17 protein-coding genes are annotated in these 14,047 nt (G+C 55.7%); 4 read left to right on the top strand and 13 right to left on the bottom strand.

Translation table 11 applies throughout. The features are described from left to right. Positions 1-23 precede the first annotated feature (23 nt). Complete coding sequence (ftsH, locus tag L2I46_RS08130; RefSeq protein WP_004206183.1) at positions 24-1,958, bottom strand: ATP-dependent zinc metalloprotease FtsH; 1,935 nt, start codon at positions 1,956-1,958, stop codon at positions 24-26. Positions 1,959-2,057: 99 nt separating this feature from the next. Continuing rightward, positions 2,058-2,687, bottom strand: a complete 630-nt coding sequence (rlmE, locus tag L2I46_RS08125; RefSeq protein ID WP_008806638.1) for a 23S rRNA (uridine(2552)-2'-O)-methyltransferase RlmE — start codon at positions 2,685-2,687, stop codon at positions 2,058-2,060. A 123-nt stretch (positions 2,688-2,810) separates the two neighbouring features. On the opposite strand from rlmE, the gene yhbY reads away from it, so the two are divergent. After that, positions 2,811-3,104 (top strand): ribosome assembly RNA-binding protein YhbY, encoded by a 294-nt coding sequence (gene yhbY, locus L2I46_RS08120; protein ID WP_002918374.1) that lies wholly within the window; start codon positions 2,811-2,813, stop codon positions 3,102-3,104. 152 nt (positions 3,105-3,256) lie between these two features. Here yhbY and greA read toward each other — a convergent pair whose 3' ends face one another. Beyond that, positions 3,257-3,733 carry a transcription elongation factor GreA gene (greA, locus tag L2I46_RS08115; RefSeq protein WP_002918375.1) on the bottom strand — a complete coding sequence of 159 codons (477 nt, stop codon included), beginning with the start codon at positions 3,731-3,733 and terminating at the stop codon, positions 3,257-3,259. A 235-nt stretch (positions 3,734-3,968) separates the two neighbouring features. Between greA and dacB the strand changes: the two genes are divergently transcribed. Next, entirely contained in the window at positions 3,969-5,402 is a 1,434-nt protein-coding gene (dacB, locus tag L2I46_RS08110; RefSeq protein ID WP_023291122.1) for a serine-type D-Ala-D-Ala carboxypeptidase, read from the top strand. 52 nt (positions 5,403-5,454) lie between these two features. Here the strand turns inward: dacB and cgtA are convergent, their stop codons facing one another. From cgtA to rplU, 4 genes are all read right to left on the bottom strand, one after another. Then, entirely contained in the window at positions 5,455-6,633 is a 1,179-nt protein-coding gene (cgtA, locus tag L2I46_RS08105; protein ID WP_004206186.1) for an Obg family GTPase CgtA, read from the bottom strand. Positions 6,634-6,648: 15 nt separating this feature from the next. Next, positions 6,649-7,614 carry a DMT family transporter gene (locus tag L2I46_RS08100; RefSeq protein WP_236947731.1) on the bottom strand — a complete coding sequence of 322 codons (966 nt, stop codon included), beginning with the start codon at positions 7,612-7,614 and terminating at the stop codon, positions 6,649-6,651. Between the two features lie 93 nt (positions 7,615-7,707). Further along, positions 7,708-7,965 (bottom strand): 50S ribosomal protein L27, encoded by a 258-nt coding sequence (gene rpmA / locus L2I46_RS08095; protein WP_002434222.1) that lies wholly within the window; start codon positions 7,963-7,965, stop codon positions 7,708-7,710. 20 nt (positions 7,966-7,985) lie between these two features. Then, positions 7,986-8,297, bottom strand: coding sequence for a 50S ribosomal protein L21 (rplU, locus tag L2I46_RS08090; RefSeq protein ID WP_002918379.1), 312 nt, complete (start codon positions 8,295-8,297; stop codon positions 7,986-7,988). A gap of 260 nt (positions 8,298-8,557) precedes the next feature. On the opposite strand from rplU, the gene ispB reads away from it, so the two are divergent. Beyond that, positions 8,558-9,529: an octaprenyl diphosphate synthase gene (ispB, locus tag L2I46_RS08085; protein WP_023291123.1), complete on the top strand. Its 972-nt coding sequence runs from the start codon at positions 8,558-8,560 to the stop codon at positions 9,527-9,529. 197 nt (positions 9,530-9,726) lie between these two features. After that, a complete protein-coding gene (gene sfsB, locus L2I46_RS08080; protein WP_004206189.1) occupies positions 9,727-9,999 on the top strand; it encodes a DNA-binding transcriptional regulator SfsB in 273 nt (90 codons plus the stop codon). A gap of 54 nt (positions 10,000-10,053) precedes the next feature. Here the strand turns inward: sfsB and murA are convergent, their stop codons facing one another. The 6 genes from murA to mlaE form a co-directional block, all read right to left on the bottom strand. Next, positions 10,054-11,313, bottom strand: coding sequence for a UDP-N-acetylglucosamine 1-carboxyvinyltransferase (gene murA / locus L2I46_RS08075; protein WP_023291124.1), 1,260 nt, complete (start codon positions 11,311-11,313; stop codon positions 10,054-10,056). Between the two features lie 53 nt (positions 11,314-11,366). After that, complete coding sequence (ibaG, locus tag L2I46_RS08070) at positions 11,367-11,621, bottom strand: BolA family iron metabolism protein IbaG (protein WP_004144910.1); 255 nt, start codon at positions 11,619-11,621, stop codon at positions 11,367-11,369. Between the two features lie 136 nt (positions 11,622-11,757). Continuing rightward, positions 11,758-12,048, bottom strand: a complete 291-nt coding sequence (gene mlaB / locus L2I46_RS08065) for a lipid asymmetry maintenance protein MlaB (RefSeq protein ID WP_023291125.1) — start codon at positions 12,046-12,048, stop codon at positions 11,758-11,760. Further along, positions 12,048-12,683 (bottom strand): phospholipid-binding protein MlaC, encoded by a 636-nt coding sequence (gene mlaC / locus L2I46_RS08060; protein ID WP_023291126.1) that lies wholly within the window; start codon positions 12,681-12,683, stop codon positions 12,048-12,050. The genes mlaB and mlaC overlap by 1 nt, the downstream gene beginning before the upstream one ends. Before the next feature lie 18 nt (positions 12,684-12,701). Next, positions 12,702-13,253 carry an outer membrane lipid asymmetry maintenance protein MlaD gene (mlaD, locus tag L2I46_RS08055; protein WP_004206195.1) on the bottom strand — a complete coding sequence of 184 codons (552 nt, stop codon included), beginning with the start codon at positions 13,251-13,253 and terminating at the stop codon, positions 12,702-12,704. Positions 13,254-13,257: 4 nt separating this feature from the next. Next, positions 13,258-14,040: a lipid asymmetry maintenance ABC transporter permease subunit MlaE gene (gene mlaE / locus L2I46_RS08050; protein ID WP_004150949.1), complete on the bottom strand. Its 783-nt coding sequence runs from the start codon at positions 14,038-14,040 to the stop codon at positions 13,258-13,260. Positions 14,041-14,047 lie beyond the last annotated feature (7 nt).

Here is a 14,047-nt window from a genome sequence, read left to right as displayed (position 1 = left end):
AACAAGACATCAACAGCGGCAGCTTATTTGTCGCCCAGCTGCTCTGACATGGTGTTGCCCGGGTTCGGCGTACGCGGTTCATCGACCGGACGCGGCGCACGAGGCGTGCCATTGTTGTCAGAGTTGTTAGAAGAACCGGGTTCTTCCCAACCCGCTGGCGGACGAACATCGCGACGAGCCATCAGGTCGTCAATCTGCGGCGCATCGATGGTCTCATACTTCATGAGCGCATCTTTCATCGCGTGCAGAATGTCCATGTTGTCGTTCAGCAGCTGGCGAGCACGACCGTAGTTACGCTCAATCAGCGATTTCACTTCCTGGTCGATGATACGTGCGGTTTCATCGGACATATGCTTCGCTTTCGCGACGCTGCGGCCGAGGAACACTTCACCCTCTTCTTCCGCGTACAGCAGCGGACCAAGTTTGTCGGAGAAGCCCCACTGGGTCACCATGTTACGCGCCAGGTTCGTCGCCACTTTAATGTCGTTAGACGCGCCGGTAGAAACATGTTCCGGACCGTAGATAATCTCTTCCGCCAGACGACCGCCGTACAGGGTGGAGATCTGACTTTCCAGTTTCTGACGGCTGGCGCTGATCGCATCGCCTTCCGGCAGGAAGAAGGTCACACCCAGCGCACGACCGCGCGGGATAATCGTCACTTTGTGCACCGGATCGTGCTCCGGCACCAGACGACCGATAATCGCGTGGCCCGCTTCGTGGTAAGCGGTGGACTCTTTCTGCGCTTCCGTCATCACCATGGAGCGGCGTTCCGCACCCATCATGATTTTGTCTTTCGCTTTTTCGAACTCAACCATCGATACGACGCGTTTGTTGCCGCGGGCAGCAAACAGGGCCGCTTCGTTGACCAGGTTGGCCAGGTCCGCACCAGAGAAGCCAGGGGTACCGCGAGCAATGATTGCCGCATCGATATCCGGTGCCAGCGGAACGCGACGCATATGCACTTTCAGGATCTGCTCACGACCGCGAACATCCGGCAGGCCAACCACCACCTGGCGGTCAAAACGGCCCGGACGCAGCAGCGCGGGGTCAAGAACGTCCGGACGGTTAGTCGCCGCGATAACGATAATACCTTCGTTACCTTCGAAGCCGTCCATCTCAACCAGCATCTGGTTCAGGGTCTGCTCACGTTCATCGTGACCACCGCCAAGACCGGCGCCACGCTGGCGGCCGACGGCGTCGATTTCATCGATGAAGATGATGCAAGGCGCTGCTTTCTTAGCCTGTTCGAACATGTCACGCACACGAGATGCACCAACACCGACGAACATTTCTACGAAGTCAGAACCGGAAATAGTAAAGAACGGCACTTTTGCTTCGCCAGCGATCGCTTTCGCCAGCAGCGTTTTACCGGTACCCGGAGGACCGACCATCAGGACGCCTTTCGGGATCTTACCGCCCAGTTTCTGGAAGCGGCTCGGCTCACGCAGGTATTCCACCAGTTCGCCGACTTCCTCTTTCGCTTCGTCACACCCGGCAACGTCAGCAAAAGTGGTTTTGATCTGATCTTCCGTCAGCATACGGGCTTTGCTTTTGCCGAAGGACATCGCGCCCTTTCCGCCGCCGCCCTGCATTTGCCGCATAAAAAAGATCCAGACGCCGATCAACAGCAGCATTGGGAACCAGGAGATGAAGATGGAAGCCAGCAGGCTTGGCTCTTCTGGTGGTTCACCAACAACTTTGACGTTTTTAGTCAACAGGTTATCGAGCAGCTTCGGATCGTTAACCGGAATGTAAGTCGTGTAACGGTTACTATCTTTCTTGGTAACGTTGATCTCACGTCCGTTGATACGCGCTTCGCGAACCTGGTCCTGATTGACCTCTTGCAGGAAGGTAGAATAATCCACCTTGCGGCCATTCGACTCGCTGGGCCCAAAGCTCTGGAATACTGACATCAGCACAACGGCAATGACCAGCCAGAGTATTAGGTTTTTCGCCATGTCACTCAAGGGATTAACCTCTTATTACAACTGTGTTAAAAACAGCGTCAGGATACGCTATATCCAGTTTCTTTCAAACTTTCATTTGAAATCTGCCGGTTATGGTTTACGCCCGGTCGCTACAATATACACTTCACGCGAACGAGCGCGGGAAGAGTCCGGCTTACGAACTTTGACCTTCGTAAACAGGGAGCGAATTTCTCGAAGATACTCATCGAAGCCTTCGCCCTGGAACACCTTCACTACAAAACTACCACCTGGCGCTAATACATCACGAGACATTTCAAGCGCCAGTTCTACCAGATACATCGCCCGGGGAATATCCACCGCCGGTGTTCCGCACATATTCGGCGCCATATCGGACATGACCACTTGTACTTTACTGTCGCCTACTCGCTCAAGTAACGCTTTCAGGACTAATTCATCACGAAAGTCGCCCTGAAGGAAGTCCACACCAACGATTGGATCCATTGGTAAAAGATCGCAAGCGATGATGCGGCCGCTGTTGCCGATCTGCGTGACCGCATACTGCGACCAGCCCCCGGGAGCAGCGCCGAGGTCAACTATCGTCATCCCCGGCTTAAAAATTTTGTCACTTTGCTGTATTTCATCAAGTTTAAACCAGGCACGGGAACGTAACCCCTTTTTCTGTGCCTGTTGAACATATTTATCGCTAAAGTGTTCCTGAAGCCAGCGGCTTGAGCTGGCAGAACGCTTTTTACCTGTCATTTAACATTCCCGTTCGGGTTCATCGTACTTTACTGCGTAAAAATCGACGCGGTAGTTTGGCGATATATGGGAGATGGCGGTAGAATGACCCGTTTTCAATCCCAACGTAAGCAAAAAAATACGATGAATCTGAGTACTAAACAAAAACAGCACCTGAAAGGTCTGGCACATCCGCTCAAGCCGGTAGTTATGCTTGGCAACAATGGTTTGACCGAAGGGGTACTGGCCGAGATCGAACAAGCGTTAGGGCACCATGAACTCATCAAGGTGAAGATCGCCTCAGAAGATCGCGAAACTAAAGCCTTGATCGTGGAAGCCATCGTGCGCGAAACCGGCGCCTGTAACGTACAGGTCATCGGTAAAACGCTGGTTCTGTACCGCCCAACGCCAGAGCGTAAAATCTCGCTGCCACGCTAAGAATATCCTCAATCCCGACACAACTTTGTGTAAAACGAGGGATTTCTGTGGCCAGGCGAGCAAAATGCCATGCTCGTGACGTTGATAAAAGGCCGCTATGCGGCCTTTTTCCTTTCTTTACAATCTATAAACATCGTAGCGGGAAATACGCCTTACAGGTATTCAACCTTGGTAATTTCGTATTCCACTTCCCCACCCGGTGTACGGATAGTCACGACGTCATCCTGCTCTTTACCGATCAGACCACGGGCAATCGGCGAGTTCACGGAGATCAGATTCTGCTTAAAATCAGCTTCGTCATCGCCCACGATACGGTAGGTCTGTTCCTCGTCAGTATCGAGGTTCAGCACGCTGACAGTAGAGCCAAAAATCACCCGACCATTGTTCGGCATTTTGGTGATATCGATAACCTGCGCATTGGACAGCTTCGCTTCGATATCCTTGATGCGCCCTTCGCAGAAGCCCTGCTGTTCACGCGCGGCGTGATACTCGGCATTCTCTTTCAGATCGCCGTGTTCACGGGCCTCAGCAATAGCGGCAATGATTTCAGGACGACGCACAGACTTCAGATAATCCAGTTCTTCGCGCAGTTTTTCAGCGCCACGTAAGGTCATCGGAATCGCTTGCATTAGTTATACCTCTTTATCATTCCTTCAGGAAACGGATAGCTCCGCTCCGCCACCTGTCCTGTCCACGGGCAGGACACGAGCAAAAAGAAACCGACCCGGGAAACACTCCCCAGGTCAGCAGCAATTTTTCATTTGATAGGTATTTTACCCCGAAGTTCATTATGGGTCATCGTTTACTTTACTGGGCGTTGCACCGTAGTATGACGGCCTGGCTTCAGGTTGTTAGCGCGAGATTATGCGATTTCCCAGATTTATCATCGGATTGACTGCCGGTATAGCGCTTAGCGCTCAGGCGGCGAATATTGACGAGTACATCACCCAGCTTCCCGCCGGTGCGAACCTTGCCTTTATGGCGCAAAAGGTCGGCGCATCGACGCCGGAAATCGACTATCACAGCCAGCAAATGGCGCTTCCGGCCAGTACGCAAAAGGTCATCACCGCGCTGGCGGCCCTGCTGCAGTTGGGTCCCGATTTTCGCTTCACCACCACGCTGGAAACCAAAGGCTCACTGGACGGCGGCGTGCTGAAAGGCGATCTGATCGCCCGCTTCGGCGGCGACCCGACGCTGAAGCGGCAGGATATTCGCAACATGGTGGCGACGCTGAAAAAAGCTGGCGTGCAACGTATCGACGGCAATGTGCTTATCGATACCTCGGTCTTCGCCAGCCATGATAAAGCGCCGGGGTGGCCGTGGAACGACCTGACGCAATGCTTCAGCGCTCCGCCTGCGGCGGCGATTGTCGACCGCAACTGCTTCTCGGTCTCGCTGTATAGCGCGCAGAAGCCGGGCGATCTCGCCTTCATTCGCGTCGCCTCCTATTATCCGGTCACCATGTTCAGTCAGGTTCGCACCCTGGCGCGTGGCTCATCGGAAGCCCAGTATTGCGAACTGGACGTGGTGCCGGGCGACCTCAATCGCTATACCCTCACCGGCTGCCTGCCGCAGCGTAGCGAACCGCTGCCGCTGGCCTTCGCGATACAGGATGGCGCCAGCTACGCCGGGGCGATCCTTAAAGCGGAGCTGAAGCAGGCGGGGATCGCCTATAGCGGCACGCTGCTGCGTCAGACGCTGGCCAATGAGCCCGGCACGGTATTAGCCACCACCCAGTCAGCGCCGCTGCACGATCTGCTACGGATCATGCTGAAGAAATCCGACAACATGATTGCGGATACCGTTTTTCGTACCATCGGTCATGCCCGGTTCGGCGTACCAGGGACCTGGCGGGCAGGATCCGATGCCGTACGTCAGATCCTGCGTCAACAGGCTGGGGTTGATCTCGGCAACACCATCATCGCCGACGGCTCTGGCCTGTCGCGCCACAACCTGATCGCCCCGGCGACCATGATGCAGGTGTTGCAGTATATCGCCCAGCACGACACCGAGCTCAACTTCATCTCTATGCTGCCGCTGGCGGGCCATGACGGCTCGCTGCAGTATCGCGCCGGCCTCCATCAGGCGGGCGTCGATGGCAAAGTCTCGGCGAAAACCGGGTCGCTGCAGGGGGTTTATAACCTTGCGGGCTTCATCACTACCGCCAGCGGGCAAAAGGTGGCCTTCGTGCAATACCTCTCCGGCTACGCCGTGGAGCCAGCCGATCAGCGTAACCGCCGCATACCGTTGGTGCGCTTTGAAAGCCGGCTTTATAAAGATTTGTACCAGAACAACTAAAAACAAAAGGGCCGCATCAGATGCGGCCCTTTTTGATCCAGAGAAGTCAGGATTAACGTTTGTAGATGAATTCAACGCCTTCTTCGTCGTCTTCGTCCCAGTCGTCATCCCAGTCTTCGTCATCTTCCACTTCGGCTTCGGCCTCTTCAAGCTGCTGACGGTGATAGTCGTCCCACATAAACTCGACTTTCTCCGGCTTCTGCTCTTCTTCCGCCTGCACGATGGGGTTTTCGATGATGAAGGTCATCACGTCCCAGCACAGATCTTTTACGCCCTGCTGGCTGGCGGCGGAAATCAGGTAGAATTTCTCTTCCCAACCCAGCGCTTCAGCAATCGCCTTCGCTTTAGCTTCGGCTTCCGCTTTGTCCATCAGGTCAATCTTGTTAAAGACTAACCAGCGCGGTTTGGAGGCCAGCTTCTCGCTGTATTTCTCCAGCTCGCCGATGATGATGCGCGCGTTCTCAACCGGATCGGAACCGTCGATAGGCTCGATGTCGATCAGGTGCAGCAATACGCGGCAGCGCTCAAGGTGCTTGAGGAAGCGGATGCCGAGGCCTGCGCCTTCCGCTGCGCCTTCAATCAGCCCCGGGATATCGGCGACCACAAAGCTCTTCTCATTGTCCATACGCACCACGCCCAGGCTTGGCACCAGGGTGGTAAACGGATAGTCAGCCACTTTCGGCTTGGCGGCGGAGACCGCACGGATGAAGGTGGATTTACCGGCGTTCGGCATCCCGAGCATTCCGACGTCCGCCAGCAGCATCAGCTCCAGCTGCAGGTCGCGCTTATCACCCGGCGTACCCATGGTCTTCTGACGCGGCGTACGGTTAACGGATGATTTAAAACGGGTGTTGCCCAGACCGTGCCAGCCGCCCTTCGCCACCATCAGACGCTGACCGTGTTTGGTCATATCGCCCATGGTCTCGCCGGTGCCCTGGTCGATAACCCGGGTCCCGACCGGCACTTTTACCGTCACGTCTTTACCACGCTTACCGGTACAGTCGCGGCTCTGGCCATTCTGCCCGCGTTCGGCGCGGAAAGATTTTTCAAAACGGTAGTCGATCAGGGTATTCAGGTTTTCGTCCGCTTCCAGCCAGACATCGCCGCCGTCACCGCCATCGCCGCCGTCCGGGCCGCCTTTCGGAATATATTTTTCGCGGCGGAAGCTTACGCAACCATTGCCGCCGTCACCTGCTACGACCAGGATCGTTGCTTCATCTACAAACTTCATTTTACTCTCCGTAAATCATTCGCCTGAGCGGGGCAGCGGTACTACCGCCTCTCGCTTACGCCAACGTCCCCAAAGACGATGGCCGATGGCGGAATACATCGCGCCCGCAACCACGACAAACGCACCGAGATAACCAATCAGGTTTAACATCGGTCTGGCGAAAACATCGGGCCAGGCCATTGATAATAAATCAGAAAACAGTAGCGTAAACAGTGGCGTCAAGGTGATTAACGCGCTGACCTGCGCCGCCTGCCAGCGCGCCATGGCTTCCGCCAGCGCCCCGTAGCCGACCAGGGTATTCAGCCCGCAAAAAATCAGGCATGCCAGTTGCCAGCTGCTTAACCGGGATATCACCCCAGGCTCAGCGAGCGGCAGTAATGCAATCGTACATAAAGTGTACAGCAAAAATAGTATCTGCTGTGATGCCAGACGGCGCAATAACACCTTTTGCGCGACGCCGTAGCTTACCCACACCGTGGCGGCAGCAACGCCGAAAATTACCCCCCACGTGTAGTCCGTCAGGCGGGTAAAGATTTCAATCAGGCTGGTGTTGAAGAACATCACCAACCCGCTGAGCAGCTTCAACGCGCCCACCACCTGGGTGCCGCGCATGCGCTCTTTCAGAATCACGACGCTAGCCACCATCATGCCTACCGGCGATAGCTGGCCGATGACCTGAGAAGCCGTGGGGCTGAGATACTGCAGGGAAGAACTGAACAGGATGAAGTTACCGAACAGGCCGCCGGTGGCAATCGCTAATAAGACCAGCCAGCGCGGCTTGCGAAAAATTCGCAGCGGCGGCAGTTTGCCTTTGATCGCGAGGATCGCGCCAAGACCAATACTGGCCATCAGGAAGCGATAAAACACCACCGTTGGCGGCGCCATCACCTCAAGAACCTGCTTCATTGCAATCGGCAACGCTCCCCAACACATCGCGGTGGTAAGCGCCAGAATAATGCCAATCCCAGCCTGCTGCTTCATGCCTGTTTCCCTGCAAAAATTTTCCGGTAGACGAATGTAAAAAGCCCCGCAACGTGTTGCGGGGCTTTCATCCGTTACCGGGACGCGAAAAACTTATTCAGCAACGATGCTGATGAATTTACGGTTTTTCGGGCCTTTAACTTCGAACTTGACTTTACCGTCAGTCAAAGCGAACAGAGTGTGGTCACGGCCGCAACCAACGTTGGTGCCAGCGTGGAATTTGGTACCACGTTGACGAACGATGATGCTACCTGCCAGAACTGCTTCACCGCCGAAACGTTTTACGCCCAGACGTTTAGCTTCTGAATCGCGACCGTTACGAGTCGAGCCGCCAGCCTTTTTATGTGCCATTTAAATCTACTCCTCAGGTCTTAGGCGCTGATGCCAGTGATTTTCACATCAGTGAACCACTGACGATGGCCCTGCTGCTTACGATAGTGTTTACGACGACGAAACTTAACGATTTTAACTTTCTCGCCACGACCGTGAGCAACAACTTCAGCTTTGATTACGCCGCCCTCAACGAAAGGAACGCCGATCTTGATTTCTTCACCGTTTGCGATCATCAGCACTTCAGCGAACTCAACAGCTTCGCCAGTTGCGATGTCCAGCTTTTCCAGGCGAACGGTCTGACCTTCGCTTACTCGGTGTTGTTTACCACCACTTTGGAAAACCGCGTACATATAAAACTCCGCTTCCGCGCACCTCTTCGTGTGATTCAGAGTGCGCTATAAATATTCACAATAGGGCGCGAATATTACGCAAAACGCGAGCCTTTGACAAGAGCGATTAGCGATCAATGCAGAAAAAAAACACAACTTTCACGACAACGTTTATCTACGGCAATTTTTCAGTACAATCATAACTTCTTTTAATTCTGTCTTAATCCTTCTGTGATCCCACCTGGATTCATGGTAACAGGACATTTGGCCCGGCTTTTGCGATGAATTTAGAAAAAATCAATGAGTTAACCGCGCAAGATATGGCGGGTGTCAATGCGACGATTCTTGAGCAACTCAACTCCGATGTTCAGCTTATCAATCAGTTAGGCTATTACATCGTCAGCGGCGGCGGCAAACGCATTCGCCCGATGATTGCTGTGCTCGCCGCCCGCGCGGTGGGCTATCAGGGGAGCGCGCATGTCACCATTGCTGCGCTGATTGAATTTATTCATACCGCCACCCTGCTGCATGACGACGTCGTCGATGAGTCTGATATGCGTCGCGGCAAAGCCACGGCAAATGCGGCGTTTGGCAATGCCGCCAGCGTGCTGGTCGGCGATTTTATCTATACCCGCGCCTTTCAGATGATGACCCAGTTGGGCTCGCTGAAGATCCTCGAGGTCATGTCGGAAGCGGTGAACGTCATTGCCGAAGGCGAAGTGCTGCAGCTGATGAACGTCAATGACCCGGATATCACGGAAGAGAACTACATGCGCGTCATCTACAGCAAGACGGCGCGTCTGTTTGAGGCTGCCTCGCAGTGTGCGGGATTACTGGCCGACTGCACTGCGGAAGAAGAGCGCGCGTTGCAGGATTATGGCCGCTATCTCGGCACCGCTTTCCAGCTGATCGACGATTTACTCGATTACAGCTCCGACGGAGAGCGGCTTGGTAAAAACGTCGGTGACGACCTCAACGAAGGCAAACCGACGCTACCGCTGCTGCACGCCATGCACCATGGTACCGCCGATCAATCGGCGATGATTCGCGGGGCAATCGAGCAGGGCAACGGCCGCCATCTGCTGGATGCCGTCCTGGAAACGATGGCTGCCTGCGGTTCGCTGGAATGGACGCAGAAACGTGCCGAAGAAGAAGCTGACAAAGCGATTGCCGCGCTGCAGGTTCTCCCTGACACCCCCTGGCGTGAAGCCTTGATCGGGCTGGCGCATATCGCGGTTCAGCGCGATCATTAATCTCCTCCCCCTTCCCGCGCAATGCGCGGGAAAGTTCCAGTAAAAACCCATTCCCTACCGTAAATTTCCGGATACCTTGATACATTCTGAATATTCCGGCGCTTTAACAGAACTTGTTAGAACCTTACCTGGTGCGCAGGTATAGTGTCCCCGTCGCCCATATGGGCCGATCAGGATCTTTATCACCAGGAGAATTTATGGATAAGTTCATCGACTGGCATCCCGCAGATATTGTTGCGGGATTACGTAAACGGGGAACATCGCTGGCGGCAGAGTCGCGACGGCACGGTCTGAGTTCTTCAACGCTGGCGAACGCCCTGACCCGCCCCTGGCCGAAAGGCGAATTAATCATCGCCACGGCGCTGGATACACAGCCGTGGGTCATCTGGCCGTCACGCTACCATGATCCGGTAACGCATGAGTTTATCGACAGAACGCAGATGATGCGTCAAAAGAAGATGGACAAGTGATGTGATTGTTCGACAAGGACCCGGGATAGACGCCCGGGCCCTGACAGGATGCGGTTACTCGCCTTTCACGCGCTGAATATTGGCACCCAGCGCCTGCAGTTTATCTTCGATACGCTCATAGCCACGATCGATATGATAGATGCGATCGACGATGGTGGTTCCCTCAGCGATACAACCTGCCAGTACGAGGCTCGCCGAAGCACGCAAATCGGTCGCCATCACCTGCGCGCCCGAAAGCTGCTCCACGCCGTGACAGATCGCGGTATTGCTCTCGATCTCCGCGTGGGCGCCCATACGGATCAGTTCCGGAATGTGCATAAAGCGGTTTTCAAAGATCGTTTCGGTGATCACGCCGGTCCCTTCCGCGACCAGGTTGAGCAGCGTGAACTGGGCCTGCATATCGGTCGGGAAGCCCGGATGCGGCGCGGTACGCACGTTAACCGCTTTCGGACGGTTGCCGTGCATATCAAGGCTGATCCAGTCTTCGCCCGTTTCGATGTCCGCTCCGGCGTCGCGCAGCTTCGCCAGTACGGCGTCCAGGGTATCTGGTTGCGCGTGACGGCAGAGGATCTTGCCGCCGGAAATGGCTGCGGCAACCAGGAAGGTCCCGGTTTCAATACGGTCCGGCAGCACGCGGTAAACGCCGCCGCCCAGACGCTGCACGCCTTCGATGGTGATGCGATCGGTGCCCTGGCCGCTGATTTTTGCGCCCAGCGCGTTAAGGAAGTTCGCGGTATCGACGATCTCCGGCTCGCGAGCGGCGTTTTCGATAATCGTCGTCCCTTCGGCGAGGGTCGCTGCGCTCATGATAGTGACGGTGGCGCCGACGCTCACTTTATCCATCACGATATGCGCGCCTTTCAGACGACCATTGACCGAGGCTTTAACATAACCTTCTTCCAGTTTGATCTCGGCGCCCAGCTGTTCCAGCCCGCTAATATGCAGATCGACCGGACGCGCGCCGATGGCGCAGCCGCCAGGCAGAGAGACTTGTCCCTGACCGAAACGCGCCACCAGCGGGCCCAGCGCCCAGATGGAGGCGCGCATGGTTTTCACCAGATCGTACGGAGCACAGAATACATCGACCGGGCCGGCGTCAATCCACACCGAACCATTGCGCTCTACCTTCGCGCCCAGCTGACTCAGCAGCTTCATGGTGGTATCGATGTCTTTCAGCTTAGGTACGTTCTGGATCTCTACCGGCTCTTCGGCAAGCAGCGCGGAAAAGAGGATTGGCAGGGCGGCGTTTTTTGCACCGGAGATGGTGACTTCGCCCTGAAGGCGAGTCGGCCCCTGAACACGGAATTTATCCATTGATTCTGTTCTCTATTAAAAATTCACATACGCTGCAGGGGATCCCCCACAGCTTAGAAGCCATTTAGTTTGCGGTCTCGCGCCCACTCCTGCGGAGTAAAGGCCTTGATCGACAGCGCATGGATGCGGTTGTCAGCAATATATTCCATCAGCGGCGCGTAGACGCTCTGCTGCTTTTTAACCCGACTCATGCCATCGAACATCTCACCCACAGCAATAACCTGAAAGTGGCTGCCATCGCCAGAGACGTGGACTTCCTGGAGGGGGAGTGCGTTCATCAGCACGGTCTGAATTTCATGATTTTCCATGGGCTCAAATTTATCTGATAGTGAAAACAGCCCAACATCTTAGAGGAAAGTGGCGCGGTCTTAAACAAGCAAAAAGCCCCGGCGAAAAGATTGCCGGGGCTTTCGGAATAGCTTCAACGCTAAGGCACTGAAAAGATTATGGGATCATATCGGCAGGCAGGTTGTAAAGACCGACCAGCGTTTGCAGATTTTCGCTCTTGCCGATCAGCTGCGCTTCCCGGCCCTGGCGGCGAATCAGCGCGACAAAATGCACTAACAGCGCCAGGCCCGCCGTGTCCACGCGCGTGGTCTGGCTGAGATCGATGATCGCTGTCCCCGCCGTCGCCTGGGCACGTGCCTCCCAGAGCGGGACCAGCAGATCCTGATCCAGCTCTCCGTGCAGCGCCAGCGTCTCGCCATCACGAGTCCAGCTCAGCTGCCCGCTCATTATTTTTTCTGTTCCAGGGTGATCGGCTGAGCGGAGATCGCTTTCAGCTGCGCGGTCAGGCCATCAACGCCCTTGGTACGCAGCAGATCGCTCCACTCATTTTGTTTGGTGGTGATCATGCTGACCCCTTCCGCGATCATATCGTAGGCCTGCCAGTTGCCGGTCTGGGTGTTTTTACGCCACTGGAAGTCGAGACGTACCGGCGGACGGCCATTCGGGTCGAGGATGGTGACGCGGATCGGAATGATGGTCGCGCTGCCCAGCGGCTGTTCCGGGGCAATCTGGTAGGTCTGACCATGGTACATGGCCAGCGCCTGGCCATAGGCCTGCTTCAGGTATTCACGGAAGGCGGCAAAATAGGCTTCACGCTGCGCCGGGGTGGCTTCTTTGTAATAGCGGCCCAGCACCAGCGCGCCGGCATACTTCACCTGCACATACGGCAGAAGCTCCTGGTCGACGATGTCGCGCAGATAGTTAGGGTTGGCCTTGATCTTCGGCTGTTCATTCTTCAGGCGATCGAAGGTTTTCTGCGCCGCTTCATTCATCAGCTTATACGGATTGGACTGGTCTGCCGCCTGGACCGCGGTCAGCGGGGCAATCACCAGCATGGCGACCATGAGTAAGCGTTTAAACATATCGTATTTCTCCTGAAATTAATGCGTCGTGCCGGCTGCCGGCGTCGCGTCAGTATGACCTTCTGCCTCGGCCTTATCATTGCCAGAATTCTGATTGTCGCCGCCCTTGCTGTTATAAAGGAACTGACCAATCAGATCTTCCAGCACCATGGCGGACTTGGTGTCCTGGATAGTACCGCCGTCTTTAAGGATAGTCGTCCCGAGGTCCGGGTCTTCAAAACCGACGTTCAGCGCCAGATACTGCTCGCCCAGCAGGCCAGAGGTGCGGATCGCCAGCGAACTGGTATCGGGGATATGGTTGTAGCGCTCATCAATATCGAGCTCCACGCGCGGCAGATAGGTTTTCGGGTCGAGGGTGATGTCCGCCACGCGGCCAACAACCACACCGCCGATGCGCACCGGCGAGCGCGCTTTCAGGCCGCCGATATTATCGAAGGTCGCGTAAAGACGGTAAGTCGGCTCGGTACGTAACGAGGTGACGTTTGCCGCCTTCAGGCAGACAAACAGCGCCGCCAGCAGCGCCACCAGTAAGAACACCCCTACCCAGATTTCATTTTTTTTCGTTTGCATGAACTCAATTCCCAAACATCAGCGCAGTCAGCACAAAATCCAGCCCCAGAACCGCCAGCGACGCATGCACCACGGTGCGTGTAGTCGCCCGGCTAATCCCGGCGGAAGTGGGGATAGCGTCATAACCATTGAATAACGCAATCCAGGTTACCGTAATGGCGAATACCAGGCTCTTAATCAGGCAGTTCACCAGATCCATTCGCCAGTCGACGGCATTTTGCATCGCGGTCCAGAAAAAACCACCGTCAATGCCCTTCCAGCTCACGCCCACCAGCGCGCCACCCCAGATCCCCACCGCGACGAAGATAATCGTCAGCAGCGGCAGCGAAATGACGCCGGCCCAGAAACGGGGAGAAATGACGCGGCGCAGCGGATCCACCGCCATCATCTCCATACTGGAGAGCTGTTCCGTGGCCCGCATCAGGCCAATCTCGGCGGTCAGCGCCGACCCGGCGCGACCTGCAAACAGCAGCGCGGCGACCACCGGCCCCAGCTCGCGCAGCAGCGACAACGCCACCAGCATGCCAAGACTGGTCTCAGCGCTGTAGGTGGTTAAGACCAGATACCCCTGCAGCCCGAGCACCATACCGATAAACAGGCCCGATACAATGATAATCAGCATCGACAGAACGCCGACGTTGTAGAGTTGACGAACCAGCAGCGGCGCGTGCTTGCGAAACTCTGGTTTGCCGACAACGGCGTTAAACAGCATTAATCCGGCGCGTCCAAAGGTCGCGGTGGTTTTAATACCGCGATGACCTAGCGCGGCCAGCGCATTAAACAGCATCAGTCGC

Origin of the sequence: Klebsiella sp. 2019SCSN059 (assembly GCF_021739525.1) — a bacterium.
GTDB lineage: Bacteria > Pseudomonadota > Gammaproteobacteria > Enterobacterales > Enterobacteriaceae > Klebsiella > Klebsiella quasipneumoniae.
This window is presented reverse-complemented; position numbering and strand designations above follow the sequence as displayed.